The 21,180-nt window shown below is 70.0% G+C and carries 18 protein-coding genes and 1 pseudogene; 8 read left to right on the top strand and 11 right to left on the bottom strand.

Annotation, left to right across the window (positions count from 1 at the left end; all coding sequences use genetic code 11):
- Positions 1-2: 2 nt before the first annotated feature.
- Both ACX114_RS02605 and ACX114_RS02600 read right to left on the bottom strand, forming a co-directional pair.
- Positions 3-908, bottom strand: coding sequence for a DUF2135 domain-containing protein (locus ACX114_RS02605; RefSeq protein ID WP_459294360.1), 906 nt, complete (start codon positions 906-908; stop codon positions 3-5).
- A 246-nt stretch (positions 909-1,154) separates the two neighbouring features.
- Positions 1,155-1,562 (bottom strand): arsenate-mycothiol transferase ArsC, encoded by a 408-nt coding sequence (locus ACX114_RS02600; protein ID WP_459294358.1) that lies wholly within the window; start codon positions 1,560-1,562, stop codon positions 1,155-1,157.
- A 208-nt stretch (positions 1,563-1,770) separates the two neighbouring features.
- On the opposite strand from ACX114_RS02600, the gene ACX114_RS02595 reads away from it, so the two are divergent.
- Entirely contained in the window at positions 1,771-2,694 is a 924-nt protein-coding gene (locus ACX114_RS02595; protein ID WP_459294356.1) for a TerC/Alx family metal homeostasis membrane protein, read from the top strand.
- A 4-nt stretch (positions 2,695-2,698) separates the two neighbouring features.
- On the opposite strand, the gene ACX114_RS02590 is transcribed toward ACX114_RS02595, so the two are convergent.
- Both ACX114_RS02590 and ACX114_RS02585 read right to left on the bottom strand, forming a co-directional pair.
- A complete protein-coding gene (locus ACX114_RS02590) occupies positions 2,699-3,517 on the bottom strand; it encodes a hypothetical protein (RefSeq protein WP_459294354.1) in 819 nt (272 codons plus the stop codon).
- A 109-nt stretch (positions 3,518-3,626) separates the two neighbouring features.
- Positions 3,627-5,891: a PAS domain-containing sensor histidine kinase gene (locus ACX114_RS02585; RefSeq protein WP_459300049.1), complete on the bottom strand. Its 2,265-nt coding sequence runs from the start codon at positions 5,889-5,891 to the stop codon at positions 3,627-3,629.
- 396 nt (positions 5,892-6,287) lie between these two features.
- Here ACX114_RS02585 and ACX114_RS02580 point away from each other — a divergent pair, with 396 nt between their 5' ends.
- Positions 6,288-6,995 carry a hypothetical protein gene (locus tag ACX114_RS02580; protein ID WP_459300423.1) on the top strand — a complete coding sequence of 236 codons (708 nt, stop codon included), beginning with the start codon at positions 6,288-6,290 and terminating at the stop codon, positions 6,993-6,995.
- A 63-nt stretch (positions 6,996-7,058) separates the two neighbouring features.
- Here ACX114_RS02580 and ACX114_RS02575 read toward each other — a convergent pair.
- From ACX114_RS02575 to ACX114_RS02565, 3 genes and pseudogenes are all read right to left on the bottom strand, one after another.
- A pseudogene (locus ACX114_RS02575) lies at positions 7,059-7,502 on the bottom strand (thermonuclease family protein); the annotation flags it as partial.
- The gene (locus ACX114_RS02570; RefSeq protein WP_459294352.1) at positions 7,499-9,193 is read right to left on the bottom strand and encodes a lamin tail domain-containing protein; all 1,695 of its coding nucleotides are present in this window, start codon (positions 9,191-9,193) and stop codon (positions 7,499-7,501) included. The gene ACX114_RS02570 and the pseudogene ACX114_RS02575, both read right to left, overlap by 4 nt.
- A 12-nt stretch (positions 9,194-9,205) precedes the next feature.
- Positions 9,206-11,215: a hypothetical protein gene (locus ACX114_RS02565; RefSeq protein WP_459294350.1), complete on the bottom strand. Its 2,010-nt coding sequence runs from the start codon at positions 11,213-11,215 to the stop codon at positions 9,206-9,208.
- Between the two features lie 193 nt (positions 11,216-11,408).
- On the opposite strand from ACX114_RS02565, the gene ACX114_RS02560 reads away from it, so the two are divergent.
- Positions 11,409-12,182, top strand: coding sequence for an alpha/beta hydrolase (locus tag ACX114_RS02560; protein WP_459294347.1), 774 nt, complete (start codon positions 11,409-11,411; stop codon positions 12,180-12,182).
- Between the two features lie 10 nt (positions 12,183-12,192).
- Complete coding sequence (locus ACX114_RS02555; protein WP_459294345.1) at positions 12,193-12,771, top strand: DUF2378 family protein; 579 nt, start codon at positions 12,193-12,195, stop codon at positions 12,769-12,771.
- A gap of 15 nt (positions 12,772-12,786) precedes the next feature.
- Here the strand turns inward: ACX114_RS02555 and ACX114_RS02550 are convergent, their stop codons facing one another.
- Positions 12,787-13,947 (bottom strand): ATP-grasp domain-containing protein, encoded by a 1,161-nt coding sequence (locus tag ACX114_RS02550; protein WP_459294343.1) that lies wholly within the window; start codon positions 13,945-13,947, stop codon positions 12,787-12,789.
- Positions 13,948-14,076: 129 nt separating this feature from the next.
- On the opposite strand from ACX114_RS02550, the gene ACX114_RS02545 reads away from it, so the two are divergent.
- Positions 14,077-14,223 (top strand): hypothetical protein, encoded by a 147-nt coding sequence (locus ACX114_RS02545; RefSeq protein WP_206785754.1) that lies wholly within the window; start codon positions 14,077-14,079, stop codon positions 14,221-14,223.
- Between the two features lie 129 nt (positions 14,224-14,352).
- Here the strand turns inward: ACX114_RS02545 and ACX114_RS02540 are convergent, their stop codons facing one another.
- From ACX114_RS02540 to ettA, 3 genes are all read right to left on the bottom strand, one after another.
- Positions 14,353-14,646, bottom strand: a complete 294-nt coding sequence (locus tag ACX114_RS02540) for a hypothetical protein (RefSeq protein WP_459294341.1) — start codon at positions 14,644-14,646, stop codon at positions 14,353-14,355.
- A 33-nt stretch (positions 14,647-14,679) separates the two neighbouring features.
- Positions 14,680-15,501, bottom strand: a complete 822-nt coding sequence (locus tag ACX114_RS02535; protein WP_459294339.1) for a zinc metalloprotease — start codon at positions 15,499-15,501, stop codon at positions 14,680-14,682.
- Between the two features lie 187 nt (positions 15,502-15,688).
- Entirely contained in the window at positions 15,689-17,368 is a 1,680-nt protein-coding gene (gene ettA, locus ACX114_RS02530; RefSeq protein ID WP_459294337.1) for an energy-dependent translational throttle protein EttA, read from the bottom strand.
- Between the two features lie 190 nt (positions 17,369-17,558).
- Between ettA and ACX114_RS02525 the strand changes: the two genes are divergently transcribed.
- The 3 genes from ACX114_RS02525 (at position 17,559) to ACX114_RS02515 (ending at position 21,042) form a co-directional block, all read left to right on the top strand.
- Positions 17,559-18,500, top strand: coding sequence for an ABC transporter ATP-binding protein (locus tag ACX114_RS02525; protein WP_459294336.1), 942 nt, complete (start codon positions 17,559-17,561; stop codon positions 18,498-18,500).
- Between the two features lie 27 nt (positions 18,501-18,527).
- Positions 18,528-19,289 carry an ABC transporter permease gene (locus ACX114_RS02520; protein WP_014393340.1) on the top strand — a complete coding sequence of 254 codons (762 nt, stop codon included), beginning with the start codon at positions 18,528-18,530 and terminating at the stop codon, positions 19,287-19,289.
- Positions 19,290-19,419: 130 nt separating this feature from the next.
- Positions 19,420-21,042: a serine/threonine protein kinase gene (locus ACX114_RS02515; protein WP_459294335.1), complete on the top strand. Its 1,623-nt coding sequence runs from the start codon at positions 19,420-19,422 to the stop codon at positions 21,040-21,042.
- The last annotated feature ends 138 nt before the right edge of the window (positions 21,043-21,180 follow it).

Below are 21,180 nucleotides of genomic sequence, written 5' to 3'. Positions count from 1 at the left end.
CTTCAGTAATCGCCCTCCCCTTCGCCACCGCCGTCACCACTCTTCTGGAGCTCCTTGACCGCCTCCTCCAGGTTCGTGGGCCAGCCGTTCCCCTTGGGCTTCGGATCCGCGCCCGGCACGTACACCTCCGCCTGCCCGTCCCCCAGGATGTTCACCCACGCGAGCACGCGCGTCGTGCCCGGCGTCGCCAGCGGGATGCGCACGCGGCGGCGGACCTCTCCCGGCGTGCCTTCAAAGAGCGCCAGGTTGAGCGTGGCCACCGTGTGCGCCTTGTCGCCGCTGGGCCAGTAGTTCGTCGCCACCAGGTACACGCCCTTGGGCGGCGCGCGGTGGATGTAGAGGTACGGGCCGTACGCCGGCTGGTCGAAGTCGCCGCCCTGCTCGTTGAGGAAGAACGTGCCGCCGGACGGGCTCTCCGTGTTCGCCCAGTACACGTGCGCCATGGACGACACGTCCAGCGTGTCACCCCCGCTGCTCGCGTCCGTGGGCTCGTAGATGTGCAGGTCCGTGTAGACGCCGTCCGTGTCGCTCGTGAGGATGGCCTTGAGCGGCACCGGGGGCACCTTCGCGTAGCTCGTCGCCTGCGCGCGCGCCGTGCCCCCCTTGTTGGTGGCCATCACCGTCACGATGTTCTTCCCGCTGGCCGCGGGGAACTTGCGGCTGAAGCGCCCGCCTTGCGTGCGCATCAGGTAGCGGTCGCCATTGATGGATACGACCACCGGATCCACCGAGGCGTCGCTCACCGTGCCCTCGATTTGCAGCATCCGGTCCACCGTCCACCCGCCGGACGGCGCGCTCAACACCACCTTGGGAACCGTGGTGCCCCGGCCAATGGGCACGCCCTGCTGGCGGGCGGAGACCGACGGCGCCGTCTGGCTGAGCAGCCCGGCGAGAAGGACGGAGAGCATGGTGGAGCCTGCGAGCCTGGAGGTGAGGTGCGCGAACCGCGTGTCCGCGAAGAGACACAGCGTGCGGCAAGCCCCTACCCGTTTTCAAGCCACCCGGCCCCGCTGGCGCCATGGCCCGGGAAGCCCCCCCGCCGCGACGTTGGACGTCGCGGCCTTCGCCTCCCCTCCTCGCGCGTCCGTCCGCCCGCCTTTCGGGCCCGGGCACCCACGGTCACGCGTCAGAAGGGCCCTGCCTGCGGCACCCGACTACGCCGGGCGCTCCCAGCCGTGGCGGTTCACGAAGTCCGACACCATGGCGGCCGTCGTGTCGCGGATCTTCTCCACGTCCGCCGCGGACTTGCCCACCGTGTCCTCCATGGGCCAGTCCTCGCGCTTCTGGTCCGCCACCGCCGGCGCGTCCGGCAGCCCGCCCAGCGTCACCAGGATCTGCGCGCTCTTGGCCAGCTCCGGCGTCAGGCGCTGCGGCTTCGCATCGCCCAGGTCCACGCCCATCTCCTTCATGGTGGCGAGCACCTCGGGATGCAGACGCTCGGCCGGCTGCGTTCCCGCGGAAATCGCGCGCGCCTTCGCCGGGTCCGCCAGCAGGTTGAAGAAGGCCGCCGCGATCTGCGAGCGACCCGCGTTGTGCGTACAAGCGAAGATGACCGTGTTCATCGCACCGCCTTTGGAGTGTTGATAATCATGATGTTCCTGGGCTTCCTGGGAAGTATCACATCCTGAGCGGGGAAGAGGACAACGCTCGCCCTGCCCCCGCACGTCCCCCTGACAAGGGGTGTCATGACGGCCAATCTGGGTAGGATTTGACTCCGCGCAAACCCTTCACCCGGGCGGAAGCCGGGGAGATGCCTAGGTTGGTGGGGTCATGCAAAGCACCCCTTCCTGGGCCTGGGTCGTCTTCTGGGCGCTGCTCCTGGCGCTGCTGGTGGTGGACCTGCTGGCGCACCGGGGAGGCCGGGGGCAGTCGCGCCGCGCGGCGGTGCTGTGGAGCCTGGCATGGGTGGGCCTGGGCCTGGGCTTCTGCGGCTTCGTGTGGGTGACGCTGGGCAGTGAGCGCGGCCACGAGTACCTGGCGGCGTGGCTCATCGAGAAGAGCCTCAGCCTGGACAACGTCTTCGTCTTCCTCGTCATCTTCCGCAGCCTGAACGTGTCCCAGCGCTACCAGCACGAGGTGCTCTTCCTGGGCATCTTCGGCGCGCTGGTGTTCCGCGCCCTGTTCATCTTCGTGGGGGCGGCGGCGCTGCAGCGCTGGGGCTGGGTGTCGTACGTCTTCGGCGCCATCCTGCTCGTCACCGCGTGGCGCGTGTTCCGCGAGGACCCGTCGAAGCAGGAGGACAACCGCGTCGTGGGGTGGCTGGCGAAGAAGCTGCCGGTGACGGACCAGGTGGAGGGGCCGCACTTCCTGGTGAAGCACCAGGGCCGCAGGCTGGCCACGCCGCTGCTGCTGGCGCTCGTGGGCCTGGAGGTGACGGACATCCTGTTCGCGGTGGACTCGGTGCCGGCGGCGTTCTCCGTCACCACCGACACGTTCATCCTCTACAGCTCCAACGCCTTCGCCATCCTGGGGCTGCGCGCGCTCTACCTCGTCATCGCCGGGGCCGTGGGGCAGTTGAAGTACCTGCACTACGGGCTGGCGGGGGTGCTGGCGTTCGCGGGCGTGAAGATGGTCGTGGAGAAGTGGGTGCACATCCCGCCGCTCCTGTCCGTGGCCATCATCGTGGTGGTGATTGGCGGGGCGGTGGGCGCGAGCCTGGCGCACCGGAGGTCCGTGCGCCAGGTGGAGGCCTGACGCTTCAGGGCGTGGGCAGGCCCGCGGTGCCGCCAGGGTTCAGGGGCTTCGTCAGGAGCTGGTCGAACGTGGGGTTCGCCGCCTTCGCGATGCGCGCCGCGTGCTTCTTCAGGAGGGCGGCGTTGGCGTCCTTCACGTCCTTGCCGGAGGCCACCTCCAGCTGGGTGATGTACTTGCGCAGCCCGGCGCGGCGCTGCTCCAGTTGCAGCCGCTCCGCCTCGCTGAGCTTGGGGTCCTCCAGCTGCGGCCCGATGGCGGCGAGCTGCTCCTCCAGGAGCGCGATGTTCGCGGGGTCGGTGGCCTGGGACACCATGGCCACGCCCGCGTCCGGCGCGGCGGCCACGGGCTCCGGATACACCACGGCGGTGAGGCCGCCGAACTCCTGGGGCGACATGCCCTTCGCCTCCAGGTTCAGGAGGAGGGCCGCCTGGGCCTTGCCCAGCATGCGCAGGGAGGCGCCCGCGGCCCGGAGCTTCGCGCTGCGGGTTCCGGTGGAGAGCTCCTTGCCATACGACTGGACGTACTCCAGGGACTCCTTCTGGAGCACGTCGTAGGCGGGCAGGGTCGCCTCGCGCGCCGCGAGGTAGGTCTCCAGCCGCGCCTCATCCAGCTTCAGCACCTTGCCCGCGGCAGGCGGCTCGAAGGGGAAGCGGGCGTTGAGCTCGGCGGTCTTCAGGGCGCGCTCCTGGGACTTCATCAGCGTGGCCACGCCGGTGCCGTCCATCTGGCGGTCCGCCCAGTACCCCGTCGCGACCAGACCGCCTCCCACGAGGAGCAGCCCACCCACACCCAGTCCCAGCCCGAGGATCCACTTCTTGTTCATGGCGCTGCTCCGCTCTCCTTCCGGAAGGGCGGGGCCCGCCCGCCGCCGGAGCCCCTTTGCTACCCGGGCCGTCCCTGGAGGGCAAGCGCGCCCCGGAAAGGCCGCCCTTTCAGTCCCCGGAGGGCAGCCGGCGGGGCAGCTGCACGAGGAAGGTGGTGCCGTCCCGAGCGGAGGAGCGCACGCGCAGCCGGCCGCCATGCGCATCCACGATGTGCTTCACGATGAAGAGCCCCAGCCCCAGCCCATGGGAGTTGCGGTGGCCGTCCTGGGTCTGCGCGCGCTTGAGCGGTTCGAACAGGTGCGGCATCAGGTGCTGGGGAATGGGACGCCCCTGGTTCCGCACCGCGAGCGTCACCGCCTCCGGCTGGCCGCGCAGCCACACGCGCACCGGGCAGTGGGCGTCTCCGTAGGCGAGCGCGTTGTTCACCAGGTTGGTGATGACCTGCGCCAGCCGGTCCGGGTCGCACCACAGCCGGGCCCCTCCCCGCCCGGCCACCTCCAGGCGCCGGTCCGGGTGGGCCTGCTGCACCTCGTCCATCACCTGGCGCACCAGGTCCAGGAGGTCCACCTCGCGCGGGTCCATGGGGATGCCGCCGCCCAGCCGGGCCTGGGTGAAGTCCAGCACGTCGCGCAGCATGCGGTGGGCGCGCTCGGCGCTGGAGAGGATGCGGGCCACGGCCTTCTGGTCGCGCGGGTCGGCGTCCTCGCGCTTCGCCAGCGACGTGGCGGCCATGGTGATGGCGGAGATGGGGTTGCGCAGGTCGTGGCCCACGATGCCGATGAGCAGCTGCTCGAACTCCGCGCGGCGCTTCGCCTCGGCCTCCGCCTCGTGCCGGTCGGTGACGTCCTGCATGGCGCCCACCATGCGCACCGGGCGGCCCTGGAGGTCCTTCACCACGCGGCCCCGGTCCTCGACGAAGGCCCACGTCCCGTCGCCCCGGCGCATCCGGTACTCGGCCTCCCAGTGGCCCTCGTGGCTGTCGATGGCCACCCGCAGCTCCCGCGTCACCCGCTCGCGCTCGTCGGGGTGCAGGCTGGCCGTCCACCAGGCCGTGTCCATGACGGGCGGCCCCCGGGACGTGTCCAGCCGGAGGACGCGGGGCGCGGACTCGCTCCAGTGGACCTCATCCGTCACCAGGTCCCAGTCCCAGATGATGTCGCGGGTGGCCAGGGTGGCCAGCCGGTAGCGTGTCTCCGACGCACGCAGCTCCTGCTCCGCCCGGCGCCGCTCGGTGATGTCCAGCGACACGCCCGACACGCTCACCACGCGCCCGCCCGCGTCGAACACCGGCAGGAGGCGGACCTCGAACCAGACGCCCATGAGGTACAGCTCCGTGGACAGCCGCTCCCCGGCCAGCGCCCGCAGGATGACCTCCAGCACGTCGCGCCGGTCCCGGAACACGTCGAAGACGGAGCGCCCGTGCATCACCCGGGAGGGCACGGACGTGGACGTCACGCCCTCGCCCTCGAAGAGGGTGAACACGCCCTGCGCGTCGAAGGCCCACAGCACGACGGGCAGCTGCGTGAGCACGCGGTGGAGCTGCTCGCGGGCCTCGTCGCGTTCCTGGCGCAGCGTGCGCGTGGTGGTGATGTCCGTGGACACGCCGCACAGGGCCCACGGCTCGCCCTCCACGACGCTGGGCAGGGGGAACTTCATCGTGTGGTAGAGGTGCGTCCCGTCGGGCTGGAGCACCTCCTCGTCGAAGACGAGCGGCGTCTTCGACGACATCACCCGGCGGTCGTTGTAGCGGAAGCGCTCCGCCGTCTCCCGGGGGAACAGGTCCAGGTCCGAGCGCCCCAACACGGACCCGCGCTCGTGGCCGGAGATGAACTCGAAGGGGCGGTTGATGAACAGGTACCGCCCCGCGGCGTCCTTCGCGTAGATGGCGGCCGGGGCGTGGTCGAGGATCTCCTGCAGCCGCCGCTCGCGGGAGCGCAGCGCCTGTTCGTGTTCGTGGACGTAGTGGGCCACGGCCTCCGTCAGGCTCCGGTCCAGCGCGCGCCACAGCGTGCGCAGCTCATCCGTGCCCAGCGGCCGGTGGGAGGCGTCCAGCACCTCGAGGATGGCCTCGCGCAAGAGGCCGTACTCCTCCACCAGCGTCTCCACGCGGGCGCCGGCCTGGAAACGCCTCAGCCCCAGCTCCCGGGCATGGGCCCAGGCCGCCCCCGAGGACCAGGTCTCCACGGAGCCCTGCCGGAGGACGAGCACCAGCGCGTCCACCAGCTTGATCATCCCCTCCAACCGGTCCTGGAGCTCCGCGGACATGCCCGGCGGGTGAGGGTCCAACCGTGCCCCCCAGCGCCGGAGGATGTCCTCACGCCGCGACTCCACGAGGTCCGCGAGCGAGTCCGTCGTGGAGGCGAAGGGGTTCATGCCGGCGCTCCAAGGGCACCGGTCGGACGAGGCAGGCCGCCTGCTGTTTGAAGAGTGGAGGTCACCGTACCCCTGCTCCCGGGACATGGCTGGAGTGGAGAGAAGATGGACATCCCGCGTCACGAAATGGATGGGGCCCGCGGGACGGGGTGGGGTGGGTTGCCCACCTCTGGGATTGAACCCGGGGACGTGGCGGGCGGCCATGGGAGGCCTCCGTGAACCGCTGGGCCCCGTCAGGGACATGGGGGAGACTGCCCCCCAGGCACACGGGAGGCAGCAGGCCATGGCATTCGTGGAACGCAGGACCGGCGGGCAGGGCGAGGACGCGCTGGCGACGGGGCGGTTGCCCCCGAGGACGTGGACCCAGGTCCACGTCCAGACGGGCGAGGGCCGGTCATGAGCACGACCCAGGCGGTGGATCCACTGGAGTCGCTGGCCCAGGGCAACGTGCGCAGCGTCTGGGAGGTGCTGGAGGCGATGAGCATCCTCATGCGCCGCCGCAACGAGGGCCTGCCACTGAACCTGCCGCAGGTGACCGTGTTCCTGCGCAGCGGGCGTGAGATCACAGGGATCGTCCGGGAGTACGGCGAGTTCCGCCAGGGCCGAGGCGTGCTGCTCATCACCTCCGGAGGCTACGGGTCGCACGGGGAAGGCCTGGACGTGACGTTCGTCCCGGACGGCGTCATCGAGGCGCTCACGCTGCACGACGCCACGGTGCTGGACACGCCCGCGAAGTCGATGCCCGAGTCCTCGCCCATGCACCTGCGCCGTCACCTGCCCGCGATGGCCGACAAGCTGTCCACCGCCTGGGGTACGAAGGTGGCGGCGGAGTTCGGCACGGCCGAGGTGCTGGAGCACGAGGCCCACATCCAGCCCCTGGCGTGGCTCGTCGAGCGCGCTGGCGAGGTGCTGCCCAAGCTGGCCGCGACGCCTGACGTGGGCGACGTGCTCCGGGAGCGGGTGCGCAGGGTGCGGCTGTTCGTGGGGGACGCCTTCAAGGCGAGGCTCTCGGACGGCTCGCTGGACCTCACCACGTCGCGCCGTCCGGCCGCCTGGCCGCTGGAGTCGGAGATGGCCCGGGCGGTGATGGACACGCTGCCGTAGGGTGGACGCGGGTGGACGCCGTCCCCGAGGACACGGCGCCGGGCAGCGGCCCCACAGGCCCCGGCGGGCGCGCCGGGCCTCCAGCTCCAGGGCCTCGAACTCGCCGCGCCGGGAGGCACCGGCCGGCGGGATGAACAGCGTGCACGCGTAGCCGCGCCGCACGAGCAGCGCGTTCACGTCCTCGCCGTCCACGGACACGTAGGCGAGCCGCCGCCCGTAGCGGTCCGTGCACGCCTCCCCGTCCCGCAGCCGCACCGTGCGGCCCTCCACGAGCGAGCGATTGAACGCCGCGGCCTCCTCGCCGAAGCAGTCGTCGTGCCCCTGCGTCGTCTCCGGCGTGTCGGCCAGCAGGTAGCGGATGCGCTCGCCGTCCTGGAGCACCACCGTGTCCCCGTCGATGACCTTCGTCACCACGCCCGTGCTCGGGCCGCACTCCCCTTCCCCGCCTCCGCAGGCGGACAGGAGGGTGAGGGTGAGCAGCAGCCATCCCAGGACATGCGTCCTCATCGCGCGCACGTCCGGTTCTCCCGGCCCGGGGTGCCCCGGTCGCCCGCGCCGTAGGTCACACCGGCGGGCGTGGGACAGAAGGCCCCGGCCGCGTCGTTGCCGGTGGCATCCCGCACGCGCGCATCCAACTGCGACGACACGCCGGGGCTCGCGGCGTTCGTGAAGGCCACCGAGTCCAGGACGGTGCCCTGCGCCGACAGCTTGAGGACATGGGCCCCCGCGCCATTGCCCAGGCCGAACGCGAACGTGCCGAGCACCGAGGGCAATCCGCCATTGAGTGAAGCGTCATCGCCGCGCGCGAGGACCGCGAAGCTTCCGGCCTTCATGGACAGGCACAGTGGGGACTCCAGGACGGAGCTCCCCGACTCATTGGCGAGCGTCACCCCGTTGAGGTCCACGTCCCGCAGCACGAGCACCTCCACCCATTCCCCCTGCGCATCCGGGACGGCGACGGGGTCGGCCATGAGTTCGGTGAGCAACAGGGAGCCCACGGTGGGAACGCGAAGCGCACGGGGCTGTCCCGTGGTCCGGTCGATGCAGCCCGCCTGCGCCATGCCCGCGTCCGGTCCAGTGCACGTGCGGTTGGTCCGTCCCGGCGTGCCCAGGTTGCCCTTGTCACCGTAGGCCTCCGTGGCCGCGCACCAGGACGCTGTGACGTCGTTGTTCTTCGCATCGGTGGTGAGCGGCGCGGATATCTGGGTGGCCACGCCGTCCTGGGCCGGGCCATACAGCGCACTGTCGATGAGCACGCTGCCCGAGCGAATGGCGACCACGCCGCCCGCGTTGCGCAGGTCCACGGAGAACGTGGCCAGGGGTTCCGGCAGACCGCCGTTCACCTCCGGCTCCCTTCCGCGCGCGAGCAGCGCGGACTCTCCGGCGGCGAGGGACAGACAGCGCTCTGATTCCAGACGGGTACCGGACGTGTCCGTCCCCACCGTCAGTCCGTTGAGGTCCACGGGCACTGTGGCACGGACCTCCAGCCACTCTCCCACCGTGTCGTCGCCTCGCGGGTTGGCCATCACCTCGGTGATGATCAGCTCTCCGGGTCGAGGGGACTGGACCTCCCGGGGAGAGACCGCGCCCGGTGGCAGACACGTCGCTCCGGATGTCACTCCGCCATCCACCAGTGCGGGGCACGGCGCGTTCGTGCTTCCCGGACTGCCCGGTGCATCGCACCAGCGCGACACGCCGTCATGGGTCCGGGCCATGCCCGACTTCGCAGGCGCTTCGAGCACCACCGAGTCGAGCACGCGCGTCCCGCACCGCAAACCCAGCAGCCCCGCGCTGTTCCCCAATGCGCCGAGCGCATCCCCATAGGCCTGGTCCACATGCTCGGGCAGTGCGCCGTCACGCACGTCGCCCAATACGACGAAGGAACCCGCGTCCACCGGCAGGCCCGTGGTGAACGTGTAGACCCGCTCCTGCGCCTCCTCGTCGCGCGCGGTGAAGAGCGTGACGCCCAGCAGGTCCACGGTCTCCCCGGTGGGGTTGTGGAGCTCCACGTACTCTTTCCCCGTGTCCGCGCCCGCGGGGTCGTTGAGGTACTCCGTGATGATCAGGTCCCCCGGCAGCAGCGCATCACAGGCCGCTGGCTCCTCCTCCCACATGGGCAGTCCGCACGCCCCCATCCACCCCAGCACCCATCCCAATCCCAACCGCACGCCCCATCCCCGCACTGCCCAAGCCGCCACACTCCGCTCCCTTCAGAACCGCGTCTCCACTTCCAGCGCGAACAGGTGCCGGGGCGCATCCGGCGGCGTCCGGGCCCCTGTCGCGTCCTTCAAGTCCACGACCCACGCGTACCGGGCCCGTGTCGTCACGGCGTCCACCGTCCAGCTCGCATCGAGCGTTGCTCGGAAGGCCTGCTCCAGACGGTGGCGCGTCGACAGGTCCTCGTCCTTCCACACGGCGCGGCCCCGCAGCTTCACGGCGTCGCACGGCCGCACCTGCGCCTCCACCACCGCATGCGCGTCCTCACGCACGCCCCGGTTCACCGGATCATCCACGCGGGCATGCGCGTACTGCGCGGCCACGGACACGGCGTCGTGAAGCTCCGCCTTCACCCGGGCCGTGATGCGCAGGAGCGACCCTGAACAGGGGTCCTCGCCCGAGCCGTCGAAGCAATCCCCGGCCATGCCGACGTCCTTGTCCCGGTACTCGGCCCACAGCGACGGTTGGAACAGCGCATGCGCCCGCCAGTCCATCCGGGCCGAGGCCCGCAGGTTCACCGTGCCGGCACTGCCCACCGCCGCGCCGTCGGCGGGCAGCGTCCATGCATCCACCTCACCGCGCAGCCGCAGCGCGCCCACCACGCGATGCAGGTAGCGCACGCGCGCGCCCACTTCATTTCGGGCCCGTGAGCCCTCCAGTTCATCCGGTCCGGACATCGCGCCCGTATAGGGATTGGCGAAGCCGCGCCCATAGGCACGCAGCGACAGCTCAAGTTCCTTCGACGTGTCCGCCACCACCGTGCGCTGAAGCACGCCGTAGCCACCGCCTCCGCCCGGCGCGGAATCAAACGTGCGCGCCGCTTCCACGAAGAGGTCCACGGGCCCCAACCCCCACGCTCCATCCACCCCCACCGCGCCGAAAGCGCCGCCCGCCGGGTAGCCCGCCGTGGAGCGGAAATCGAGCACCGCGCCTTCCACGCTCCACACAGGCCGCGCGCCCCAGGCCGTCACTCCGACCTGTGCCCGCCGGGTCCACGCCATCGCCGCGTGGCCGCCTCCCGCCCACTCGTGGAACACGCCGGGCAGCGTGCGCGACACCACGCGTCCCGTGGAGCTTCCCGTCCCCGCGAGCCACACCGCTGGCACCTTGCACGCGGTGCTCTCGCAGAGGGCATGGGAGATCAACGAGCGGGACTGGTACGAACCGAAGCCCGTCACGGACACGCCCGAGGCGCTCCGCACCGTGCCCACCACGCCCCGGAAGCCTTCGTCCCACTGGAAGTCCGGCGTCACCTCCGCGGCGCGCTCCTCGGGGGTACAGGCGCCTTCTCCCAGGAAGCACCAGCGCTCCACGTCGCCGGGCACTCGCACGGTGTCATCGGGCAGGAAGCCATCTGGCGTGGGCAGTCCGGTGGTGTCCAACGTCAGCCGCTGACCGAAGCCCAGCCGGTACGAGCCCACCAGCACGGAAGCCCGCTCGCCCGTCCACTGACCGTGGAACTTGGGCACGACCACCGACACACCGGGCGCCTCCGCCACCAGTGCGCGCCGGTTCGCGTCCCGGTGCACCGAGCCCAGTCGCCGCCGCGTGAGCGACGTGAGCAATCCCACGCGCCAGCCCTCCGGCCCCGCCACGCGCACCTGGAGCGCCAGGGGCGGAAGCACCGGATCCGACGCGGCGAACGCCGTCAGCATCCGCGCATCACCCGTCACCCGCTCTGGCCTTGAGGTCGTCAGGAAGGGCGCAAGCCGTCGCCGCTCCTCTGGCGTCAGCCTTCCGGAAGCCGCGACCCCATCCACGCGCGCGTACGTCAGTCCCGGCAACGCATAGAGCGCGGCGCGCGACGCATGCGCCACATCCACGCCCGAGCGCCGCAGCACCAGCAGCGCCGACAGCGTCTCCGCCGTGATGGCGCCGTCCTCCCGCAGCGCGAACAGCGCCTGCTCTCCCGTGTCCTCGGGGTCTACCTCATAGGTCTCGGCGAGCGCCGTGAAAGGCAGACCCAGCAGGAACAGCCATAGGCAGATGAGGACAGAACGCACGCGGCGGGCCCTCTGCACGAGCGGGACCACCCTTCCCTACAGAGAAGGCACGACGCGCGGTCCATCCCTTCCCCGGACCCGCCGTCCAGGCCAGGGACGGCGGTCCACGGCCACCACGTGGGCGTGGGGCGGTGCGGCTATGCTGCGGTGACATCCTCGCGAGGCCGGTCCCGTCCGGCCCCAGAAACAGCGCATGGGCTACGTCCACATCCTTCGCCACTTCCCCTCTCCCCAGGAGGGGTTCAACCGCACCGTCCGCATCTACACGCCGGACACCTACGACGCCTGGCAGGACCACCGCTTCCCAGTGCTCTACATGCACGACGGGCAGAACGTCTTCGCGCATCCGGAGTCCGCCGTCTTCGACACGTGGTGCGCCAACCGCGTCGCGGAGGAGAACGTCCAGGCAGGGCGGATGGAGCCGTGGATCATCGTCGCGGTGGACTCGGGCCCCGGCCGCTTCCAGGAGTACTCGCCGTGGGACGAGCCGCGCAACGGCGTGTCCGCGCGAGGCGAGGCCTACGGCCGCTTCCTCGTGGAGGAGCTGAAGCCATACATCGACCGGACGTACCGCACGCGCCAGGGCAGCGAGTGGACCGGCGTGATGGGTTCGTCGCTGGGCGGGCTCATCTCGCTGTACCTGGGCTGGAAGTTCCCGCGGGTGTTCGGGCGCATCGGCGCGCTGTCGCCCACGGTGATGTGGAGCCAGGGCCGCCTGTTCGACGCGTGGCGCGAGCACAGCCGCCGCTGGTCGCGCATCTACCTGGACGCGGGCGCCACCGAGTACATCCACGCGGGCGGCATCCCCCTGGACTACGGCCGGGGCACGCACGACTTCTTCCAGCACCTCAAGGGCCTGGGCTACGGCGACCACGAGGTGTCGCTCGTGCTGGAGCCCGGCGGCGAGCACCACGAGAAGGACTGGCAGCGCCGGCTGCCAGGTGCCATGCAGTGGCTGCTCGGGTGAGTCCCCTCTCGTGACACGCCGGCCCCGCTCGGTGCCGCCTGAACAGCGGCAGGTCTACGTGCAGGTCGTGGAGGGCCTGCTCCAGCATGGTCTGAAGGGCCAGGTGTCCCCCCGCCTGCGTGAACGGCTGCGCCAGGCGGGCGTGGACCTGGACCGGCCGCTGTTGCCGCTCTACCCCGTGCCGCTCTGGGGACGGTGCCTGGAGATCGTCGTCGAAGAGGTGTACCCGGGCATGCCCAAGGCGGAGGGCTTCGCCCGGCTCGCGCGGGCGCACGTGGAGGGCTACGGGGCCACGCTGCTGGGCCGCGCGGTGATGGGCGTGATGCGCGTGCTGGGGCCCCGGCGCATGGTGCAGCGGATGCCGGAGGTGCTGCGCGGCACGGACAACTACACGGAGGTGACGCTCGTGGAGAAAGGCCCCGCGCACTTCGAGCTGCACTTCAACTCGAGCCTCAAGGGGCCCGGCTACGTGGAGGCCCTCCTCGAAGCCCTGCTGGCCGCGGGCGGCGCGAAGGCGCCTTGCGTGACGAAGCTGTACGACGACGGAGAGCGCACCGAGTACGCGCTCACCTGGATCCAGGAACCCTGAAGCTCGGGTCGCCGCTCACGTCGCCTGGATGAAGCGCACCGCGTCCTGCATGGACTCCAGGTCCGGGTGGCGCGTGAGGTACATCTCTTCACCCAGGAGCGAGTGGTAGATGGGCGGCAGCTCGCGGTGCACGAGCAGCGACTTGCCCAGCCGTTCGACGATCTGCGCGTGGGAGTGCTTGTAGCGGCGGCCGTGACGGCGGGCGCTGTGACAGACGTGGTGGCGCGGAATGGCCTGGAAGTCCGCCACCGGGTCGCCGGTCACGACGCGGGCATAGAGCCGGTACACGTCGATGTCGCACGTGTAGTTCATCATGTCCGTCATGAAGCCGCCGGGCGGGCGGAGGTTGGCCTCCAGCACGACGAAGCGGCCGTCTGGCAGGCGGAAGAACTCCAGGTGGAACCAGCGCTCGCGCAGGCCGAACGCGGCGACGACCTGGCGGCCCAGCACGTCGAGCGCGGCGGGGATGTGCTGGAGGCTCCAGAAGGAGATGTCACGGCGTTCGGTGACGGTCTCCATGCCGCCGTCGCTGTACTCGTGGCTGAGGTTGAAGACGATGACGCCGTGGCGGTCCACGATGCCGTCGTAGGTGACGATGGTGCCGCGCACGAAGGGCTGCGCGACGTAGGACGTGGGCAGCGGGTGGGCGAGCGCGGCGTCCACCTCCGCGTCGCTGGCGACCTTGAAGGTGTGGGCGGCGCCGACGCCGACGTCGGGCTTGAGCACGAGCGGGTAGCCCACGCGGGCGGCGAACTCCTTCACCTGGTCCGCGTCGCGCACGCGCAGGAGGTCCGGGTGGGGGACACCGGAGGCGTGGAAGACCTCGGCCATGCCGGACTTGGAGCGCAGCTTGAGGATGTCCGAGGGCTGGAGGCCCGGGACGTGGAAGTCCTCGCGCAGGCGGGCTTCGACTTCGAGCCAGGACTCGTTGAGGGACTCGATGCGGTCGATGCGGCCGTGGCGCCAGGTGAGGTAGCCGGTGGCGCGCAGGAGGGCGTCGGAGTCGTTGAGGCTGGGGACGAAGAAGTATTCGCGAAGGGACTCGCGAAGCTCCTGGCGGAGGGACTCGTAGGGGGTGTCGCCAATGCCCAGCACGGACACACCGCGCTCGCGCAGCGCGGTGGCGAAGTGGAAGTACTGGGAGGGGAAGTGGGGGGAGATGAAGACGAAGTTCATGGCTCCTGGCGGGCGAGTCCTCCGCTGGGGTGGACCATAGCGGCCCCGCCCGCCCCCTAGAAGCCCGGTGGGGAACAGTGTCCACCAGCGGGACTCGCGCCGGGGGCCTGCACCGGGAACACTCGCGGCATGGCGGAGGATTCCAAGGCGTTCGCAAGGGCGCGCGAAGCGATGGGAAGGCACACCATCCCGGAGCTCATCGACCTGCTGGAGAGCGAAGACGTCCGCACGCGCTTCCTGGCGGAGATGTGCCTGAGGGACGCGACCTCCACCTGACTCCACTTCCAGCCCGCGGGTCCGCGGGCCGAAAGGGAGGCAGCGGTGAAGGAGTGGCGCGACTGGTGGGCCGCGCGGAGGGACACGTTCAAGAAGCGCTGGGGTGACCGGAGCGGCGGCTGAACGGCCTTACTCGTCGGGCCGCAGGTCACCGACCCTGCCTGTCTGGACGATTTCCTGGATGGCGGACGCGATGCGGTCCCTCGTGACGGAAGCGACGACCACGAGGTTCCGTTCAAGGAACACCCTGCCGCCCTTCAGCGCATCCTCAACGTCCTGGGACAAGCGAGCCGGGTCGTACACGGTGAGCGTGTACCGACGCCCCTGAATCACCGCGACGACTCCAGGGAGCCAGCCTTTGGCCTCGACCTCCCAAGCGTAGTCATCGAAATCGGGCGGGAACTCCAGAACGATGTCGCTCATCGCCTGCACCTGATGCCCTGGCACGCGGTGGGGCTACTGCGCCAGGTCCGGGCGATAGGTGGCCAGGGTGCAGCGCATGCGCTGTACCTGCTCCGCGCTGAAGCCCGTCATGCAGGCGTCGTCCGTCAGCTCCATGTAGTTCTGGATGGGGACCGGCACGCCGCCACAGCTCGTGATCCCCGCGGTGCATCCCTTGTGGGAGGTGGCGTTGGGCGGGGTGTCACAGATGCGGTCTCCAGTAGTGTAGCAGTCCGGCGCGGTAGCCGTGCCGCACCCCGAGTAGTACGTGTGGAACAGGCCCAGGTAGTGGCCCACCTCGTGCGTGACGGTCCGCCCGTTGTGGTACGGCACGACAGGCCCCACCCGTCCGAAAGCCAGCCAGTTGATGACCACGCGGTCCTGCGGCTGACCGACGGCACCCGTGGGCTCCGCGGGGAGGAAGGGCACGTAGCCTCGCGAGCCGCCGGCGCTGTTGGTGTAGATGTTCACGTAGCGCGTCGGATCCCACGCGGTGCTGAGCCAGTAGCTGCCGGTGTCCTGGTACCACGTCGTGTTGCAATAGCGCTGGATGCCCGTGGTTGGGTTGCCCAAGGGGTCCACGGTGGCCAGGAAGAACTCAATCTTGCTGTCCACTCCACCGGCCCCCGGAGTGCCAGCCAGCGCGCGGAAGTCCTCATTGAGGACCGTGATCTGACTGTGGACCAGCGCGTCCGAGACATTGCCATTCGTGCAAGCACTGTCCGCGACGACATGGACCACCACCGGGATGCGCCGCACCGCCACCGGCAGCCACTGAGGGCCGGGGATGGTCGAGTCCATGGAGCAGTCGGAGGAGGAAGCGGAGTACTTCGCCACCCAGGAAGTCGCGGGCTCCGGGGCTGCACAGCTGTCGGAGTGGACTGAGGGGGACGCTCCGGACAGGAGCGCCAGGGCATGACCGACAAGCATGGAATGAAGTGTCATTTGAACCCAGGATACCCCGGGCCCGACGACACCTCCGCCCCGGAATCACTCACAGGGCGGAGCACGGCACACTGCAATCTCAGCTCTTCGTCAGCGGGCGGTAGCGGATGCGGTGCGGCTCCAGCGCGTCCGGGTCCAGGCGCTTCTTCTTGTCCGCTTCGTAGTCCTCGAAGTTGCCCTCGAAGAAGAACGCCTTGCTGTCGCCCTCGAACGCCAGGATGTGCGTGGCGATGCGGTCCAGGAACCAGCGGTCGTGGCTGATGACCACCGCGCAGCCCGCGAAGCTGAGCAGCGCGTCCTCCAGGCTGCGCAGCGTCTCCACGTCCAGGTCGTTCGTGGGCTCGTCCAGGAGCAGCAGGTTGCCGCCCTCCTTCAGCATCTTCGCCAGGTGCACCCGGTTGCGCTCGCCGCCGGACAGGTCCTTCACCCGCTTCTGCTGGTCCTGCCCCTTGAACGCGAAGCCCGCCAGGTACGCGCGGCTGGGCATCTGGCCCGCGCGGCCCAGGTCCAGGTGATCCAGGCCACCGCTCACCTCCTGGAACACCGAATTCTCACCGTTCAGCGCGTCGCGGCTCTGGTCCACGTAGGCCATCTTCACGGTCTCGCCCACGCGCAGCTCGCCCGCGTCCGGCTTCTCCGCGCCCGTCAGCATCCGGAACAGCGTCGTCTTGCCCGCGCCGTTCGGACCAATCACGCCCACGATGCCACCCGGCGGCAGCTTGAAGTTCAGGTCGTCGATGAGCAGCCGGTCCCCGTACGCCTTGCGCAGCCCCTTCGCCTCCACCACCAGACCGCCCAGCTTCTCGCCCGGCGGAATCACCACCTCGCCCGTCGGCTCGCGCTTCTCCTGCGACTGGTTGAGCAGATCCTCGTACGCCGCGATGCGCGCCTTGCTCTTCGCCTGACGGGCCTTCGGAGACGCGCGCACCCACTCCAGCTCGCGCTTGAGCGTCTTCTGACGGTGGCTCTCCGACTTCTCCTCCAGCTCCAGCCGCTTCTGCTTCTGGTCCAGCCAGCTGGAGTAGTTGCCCTTCCAGGGCACCCCCTCGCCGCGGTCCAGCTCCAAAATCCACTCCGCCACATTGTCCAGGAAGTACCGGTCGTGCGTGATGCACACGATGGTCCCCGTGTATGCCTTCAGCGCCTGCTCCAGCCACGCCACGCTCTCCGCGTCCAGGTGGTTGGTGGGCTCGTCCAGGAGCAGCAGGTCCGGCTTCTCCAGCAGGATGCGGCAGAGCGCCACGCGGCGCTTCTCACCGCCGGACAGCTTCGTCACGTCCGCGTCGCCCGGAGGCAGCCGCAGGGCGTCCATCGCCATCTCCAGCGTGCGGTCCAGCTCCCAGCCGTTGTTCGCGTCGATGAAGTCCTGGAGCTTCGCCTGCTCGGCGAGCAGCTTCTCCATGGCCGCGTCGTCCATGGGCTCGGCGAACTTCGCGCTCACTTCATTGAAGCGGTCCAGCGCCTGACGGATCTCCTTCAGGCCCAGCTCCACGTTCCCCTTCACGTCCAGCTTCGCTTCGAGCTGCGGCTCCTGCGCCAGGTAGCCCACCTTCACCGTGGGGTCCGGCTTCGCGATGCCGAAGAACTCCGTGTCCACGCCCGCCATGATGCGCAGGAGCGTGGACTTGCCGGAGCCGTTGGGGCCAATCACGCCAATCTTCGCGCCCGGGAAGAAGGACAGGTAGATGCCTTTGAGGATGTCCTTGCCGTTCTTGACCTTGCGCAGGTCCTGCATCGTGAAGATGAAATTCTGGGCCATGGCGGAAGGCCTCCTGGGATTCGCCGAAAAGACGTGAGCGGGGCCAGCGGATAGCAGGGAGCCCCATCCGGCTCAAGGCGCCTGCGTCAGCGCCGTGTCCGGTTGGACGGGGCGCGTCACGCGTCCAGGAGCGAAAACGCCTGCTCGCTGACCAGCGAACCCAATTCGAAGGTGTTAGAGGAAGCGCCCCATGTCCGAGCCCACGACCCCTGCCCTGGAGCTGAAGGGCCTCTCCAAGGCCTACGGAAAGTTCACCGCGCTTCACGCCGTGGACCTCACCATCCGCCCCGGTGAAATCTTCGCCCTCCTGGGCCCCAACGGCGCCGGCAAGACGACCCTCATCGGCAGTGTGTGCGGCCTGGTGAAGAAGTCCGCTGGCACCATGAAGGTCTTCGGCAAGGACCTGGACCAGGACCCCACCGGGCCCCGCTACCAGGTGGGCCTCGTGCCGCAGGAGATCAACTTCGACCCGTTCTTCTCCGTCGCGGAGTCCCTGCGCATCCAGCAGGGCTACTACGGCCAGCCCCGCGACGACGCGCGCATCGATGAGGTCCTCACCGCCCTGAACCTCCAGGCCAAGAAGGACTCCCTCACGCGCGCCCTGTCCGGCGGCATGAAGCGCCGGCTGCTCATCGCCAAGGCGCTGGTCCACAAGCCCAAGCTCGTGTTCCTGGACGAGCCCACCGCGGGCGTGGACGTGGAGCTGCGCCGCGACCTGTGGACGTACGTGAAGAAGATCGCCAGCGAGGGCACCACCATCGTCCTCACCACGCACTATCTGGAAGAGGCCGAGGAGCTGGCGGACCGCGTGGGCATCATCAACGAGGGCCGCCTCCTCATGACCGAGGACAAGGCCGCGCTCCTGCGCCGCTTCGGGGAGAAGCGCCTCGTCGTGACGTTCTCCGAACCGCAGGCCGCCATGCCCGCCGCGGGCACGCGCTTCGCCGCGAGCCTCTCCGCCGATGGCCGCACGCTCACCTACGTGGAGCGCGACAACTGCGCGCCCTCCGGTGAGCTGCTCCGCTCGCTCTACGCGGACGGGCTGCCCATCGCCGAGGTGGAGACGCGGCGGTCGCGCCTGGAAGACGTGCTCATCGAAATCCTCCGTGGCCGCCCCTCGCAGGCCGCCTGAACACCCCGCTCTTTCGAAAAACACCCCATGAACGTCCTCGGGATGCAGACGCTGTTCGCGAAGGAGGTCCGGCGCTTCATGCGCGTGCCGGGCCAGACCGTCCTCTCGCCCCTCATCAGCACCACGCTGTACTTCATCGTCTTCGGCTATTCGATTTCCGGCCGCATCCACGAGGTGGAGGGCCACCCGTACCTGCACTTCATCGTGCCGGGCCTCGTGTTCCTGGGCATCGCGAACAACGCGTTCCTCAACAGCTCCTCGTCGCTGTTCATCACCAAGATTCAGGGCACGGTGGTGGACCTGCTGGTGGCGCCGCTGGGGCCCGGTGAGCTGATGGTGGGCTTCATCGGCGGCGCCATGGTGCGCGGCCTGGTGGTGGGCCTGCTCACGTGGATTGTCGCGGCGGTGTTCTCCGGCTTCAGCCTGGAGCACCCGCTGGCGACGCTCTACTTCCTCTTGCTGTCCAGCTACGTGTTCAGCGTGCTGGGCATGCTCGCCGCCGTCTGGGCGGAGAAGTTCGAGCAGATCAACTTCTTCCCGACCTTCGTCATGCTGCCGCTCACGTTCCTGGGCGGCGTCTTCTACTCGGTGCGCGAGCTGCCCTCGCCGTGGAACCACATCAGCCTCTTCAACCCCATGGTCTACATGGTGGAGGGGCTTCGCTACGGCATGCTCGGCAGCAGCCTGTTTTCACCGCTGGTGGGTGGGGCCATCCTCGCCGTGACAGCGGCGGTCGCGACGGGCGTCACGTACGCGGTGCTGCGCTCCGGCTACAAGATGAAGGCGTAGACGTCAGTAGCTCGCCTGCCTCCTTCACGGGTAGGAAGGCGGGCCCCTCCCTGCTGGACAGAGCCTCTGTCATTTTGGAAGTCGGCTGTTTCCCGCCCGGTGAGAAAGCGCGGTATCCTCCCGGACACCCATGGCGGTGGTCTTCGGGAAATACGAGCTGCTTCGAAAAATCGCGTCGGGCGGAATGGGACAGGTGTTCCTCGCCCGCGAGCACGGGACGGGCTTCGAGCGCCTGGTCGTCCTCAAGCTCATCTTGCCGCACCTCGCCGAGGACGAAGAGTTCCTGGAGATGTTCCTGGACGAGGCGCGGCTGGTGGCGCGGCTGTCCCACCCGAACCTCATCACCATCCTCGACCTCTCGGAGATTGAGGGCCGGCACTGCCTGGCCATGGAGTACGTGCAGGGCGAGGACGTGCGCCGGCTGGACCGCTTCGCGCGCAAGCAGGAGCGCCCGCTGCCGGTGGGACTGGTGGTGCGCATCATCGCGGACGCGGCGGCGGGGCTGTCCTACGCGCACGGTGCGCGGGACGGGCACGGCCAGCCGCTGAAGCTGGTGCACCGGGACGTGTCGCCGCAGAACGTGCTCGTCGGGTTCGACGGCGGCGTGAAGGTCATCGACTTCGGCGTGGCGAAGGCGGCCACCAGCGGTCAGCAGACGGCGACGGGCGTGCTCAAGGGCAAGTACCCGTACATGTCGCCGGAGCAGGCCAACGGGATGGCGGTGGACGGCCGGAGCGACCAGTTCGCGCTCGGCGTCGTCATGTGGGAGCTGCTCACGGGCAAGCGCCTCTTCAAGGGCGACACGGACCTGATGACGCTGCGGCTGGTGCGCGACTGCCAGGTGCCGCCGCCGTCGCAGCTCAACCCGAAGCTGCCGCCGGGCCTGGATGAGATTGTCCTCAAGGCCCTGGCCCCCACGCCGGAGGGCCGCTACGCGGACTGCGCCGCGTTCCGCCTGGCGCTGGAGGACTGGACGCTCAACCTGCGGCTGCCGTCCAGCAGCGCGCACCTGGCGGCGTACCTGCGGGAGCTGTACGCGGACCGCATCGCCATGGAAGCGGATCCGGCGAAGCTGGACCAGTTGGCCGAGGACGTGGACCTGGACGCGCAGTCCAACTCGTCGCGGGACGGGATGCCCACGTCGGGTGCGCGGGGGCAGGCCGGCTCGCGCGCGTCGAAGCTGGTGGGGCCGCCGTCCCGTCCGCCCACGCGTGTGGAGCCGGAGAAGACGCGGAACACCGCGGCCCTGGTGCCGGAGCCTCCGAAGCGGCGTGCATGGCTGCCCTTCGTGGTGGGCGGCGTGGCGCTGGTGATGGGCGGCGCGGCGGTGGTGCTGGTGCGCGGTGGCTCCGAGACGGTGACGCCGCCTCCGGTCGTGGCCACGCGGCCCACCGATGAAGTCCAGGGCCGCACGCCGGAGACGCCCACGCGGCCTACGACGCCGGAGGCGCCCGCGCAGAACACGGCGCCCCAGCCGGTGCGCCTGATGGTGACGAGCGAGCCGCCCGGCGCCACGGTGCAGGTGGCGGGCGAGGAGCGCGGCGTCACGCCGGTGACGCTGCCGCTGGTGCCCGGGGAACCGTCGGTGGCGGTGACGCTCGCGCTCAACGGCTACGAGCCGGTGACGCGGCAGGTGTCCGCGGCGGACGCGCCCGGGGTGGCGGTGGCGCTCCAGAAGCGGGCGACACGGCCGGCGACCCAGCCGAAGAAGCCGCCCTCCGGGTCCACGCTGGGCATCAAGACGGGGCGCTGAGGCGCCTCTTCGTGCCGCCGGTCCGGCGGACACATCCTGTTCGCGTGACGCGCGTCAGCGCGTCGTCGCTGGCATCAAGACGGGGGCGCGGCGGCGCCTCTTCGTGCCGCCGACAAGCCCTGCCCCGGGTGACGCGCG

This window comes from Corallococcus sp. M7 (assembly GCF_054512695.1).
This window is presented reverse-complemented; position numbering and strand designations above follow the sequence as displayed.